Here is a 2,246-nt window from a genome sequence, read left to right as displayed (position 1 = left end):
GGCTGCCCCCTCGCGTCTGCCATTATTTGAGAAAAGCTAAAGGCGAGCTTTGAGATCTATCGTTCGCGCTGTCGGTGAAGGTGCTTGCCTTTACCTGACGGCAATGAGTACAGGCTAGTTTTTGTAGTCTTTACCAACCGGAATTCAGGACTTTGAACAAGCGTCAGCCAATAACAATCAAAGAAGTCGCCGAAAAGGCCGGCGTGTCCCAGATGACCGTGTCGAGGGTGCTCAACAAGCAGAAGCTGGTCAAAGCGTCGACGCGTGAACGGGTCGAAGCCGCGATAGCTGCGCTGAACTATCGCCCCAATCTGATGGCGCGGGGGCTTGCCGGCGGCAAGTCGAAGCTGATCGGCCTTGCCTACTACAACCCCAGCCCGAGCTATCTGAGCGCCCTTCTCGTCAGCGCGCTCAAGCATTGCCGCGAACTTGGCCATCACCTGGTGATCGAAGATCTCGCCAATGTTGACGATGGGACGGACACCTCCGCCATTGCAAAACGGCTTAGCACGATCCGGCTCGACGGCCTGATCCTTGCGCCGCCTCTCAGCAGTAACCAGGCCTTGATCGGACTGATCCGCGAGCTTGGTCTGCCAATCGTGCTGATGGGCAATGCAAAAGCCGGAGACCAGCAATCCACCGTGGTTTTCAATGACGCGGTGGCCGGTCAGAAGATGACGGATCTTCTCATTTCGCGTGGCCACAAGCGCATCGGATTTATTAGTGGCCCGGTCAGCCACCCTGACAGCACGCAGCGTGAGGAGGGCTATAAGCGGGCGCTGCGCCAGGAGGGGCTGGACGTGGATCCAGACCTGATGCGTGAGGGCGATTTCACCTTCCGGTCGGGCATGAGGCAGGGCGACAAGCTTCTCGAACTCGACAATCCGCCAACGGCCATCTTCGCAGCAAATGACGACATGGCGGCCGGCGTGGTCGCCGCGGCTCAGCGCCGGTCTATTCAGGTGCCGGGCCAATTGTCGATTGTTGGCTTCGATGACACTGCGATCGCCGCTGCCATCTGGCCGCGCCTTACAACGCTTCACCAGCCGATTGCGCAGATGGCGGAAGCGGCCATCAATATCATCTCCGAAGTGACGAGCGGCGACTGGGATGGCCAGACAATTCACGTTGTGAATGACACCATCCAGATTATTGAACGCGAAAGTCTCGCGCCTCCAGTGTGAGCCCGTCGAAAACGGTTTACAGGCCGCTTCAGACCCCTCTATGTTAGCCCTATCATAAATATAGGGAGAGACGTCGATGGGCGGAGTGCAAACCGGGATTATAGCAAAAAAACATAGTCTTCTCAGACGGCTGGGCACGGCCGTTGCTGCGATCTGTCTTGCCGCAGCCTGCGAGAATGTTGGCAGTCTGCAGGCCACCTCGCAGGCTCAGGAGGCGTCGGCCGACGCGCCGTACATGGATGCGAGCCTCAGCGTCGATGAGCGCGTCGACGATCTGCTGTCACGCATGACTCTCGAGGAGAAGATCGCGCAGATCACGGCGATCTGGACGCCGAAGACGGATCTTTTTGACGACGATGGAAAGTTCGATCCGGCGCTCGCTGCGTCTCTCTATCCGGGCGGCATTGGCCACTTTGCCCGCCCGAACGACCTGCAGGGGCCGTCGAGCCCGCTGGAACAGCCCTTCCGGGATGAGGCGCAGACCGTCGAACTGGTCAATGCGATCCAGAAATATGCGGTTGAGGAAACCCGCCTCGGCATTCCTGTCCTGTTTCATGAAGAAGGCCTCCACGGCTATGCGGCGCGCGGCGCAACCTCCTTCCCGCAGGCCATCGCCCTCGCATCGACCTGGGATCCTGAGCTGATCGAGGACATCTATTCCGTCGTCGCGCGCGAGATCCGGGCAAGAGGCCCGCACATGGTGCTCTCACCGGTTGTCGATGTCGCTCGCGATCCGCGCTGGGGTCGGATCGAGGAGACCTATGGGGAAGACCCTTTTCTCGCCGGCGAGATCGGTCTCGCGGCGGTTTACGGCTTTCAGGGGCGCACGCTTCCGCTGGCGGACGGCAAGGTATTTGCGACGCTCAAGCACATGACCGGCCACGGCCAGCCGGAAAGCGGCACCAATGTCGGCCCGTCGAATATTTCGGAGCGCATTCTGCGCGAAGTGTTCTTTCCGCCTTTCGAGCATATCGTGACCAATTCCAACATTATGAGCCTTATGGCCTCGTATAATGAGATCGACGGCGTCCCCTCGCATGCCAATGGCTGGCTGCTTAATGA

The 2,246-nt window shown here is 59.3% G+C and carries 2 protein-coding genes; both read left to right on the top strand.

Annotated elements, in window-relative coordinates; genetic code table 11:
* The first annotated feature begins 152 nt into the window (after window positions 1-152).
* Window positions 153-1,184, top strand: coding sequence for a LacI family DNA-binding transcriptional regulator (locus WA989_RS02610; RefSeq protein ID WP_424338969.1), 1,032 nt, complete (start codon window positions 153-155; stop codon window positions 1,182-1,184).
* Window positions 1,185-1,260: 76 nt separating this feature from the next.
* Window positions 1,261-2,246: glycoside hydrolase family 3 protein (locus WA989_RS02605; protein ID WP_424338968.1), on the top strand; the 986-nt coding region annotated here is incomplete at its 3' end.

This window comes from Henriciella sp. (assembly GCF_049649345.1).
GTDB lineage: Bacteria > Pseudomonadota > Alphaproteobacteria > Caulobacterales > Hyphomonadaceae > Henriciella.
The sequence above is the reverse complement of the archived record's forward strand: the minus strand, read 5'-3'. Positions and strand labels throughout refer to the sequence as shown.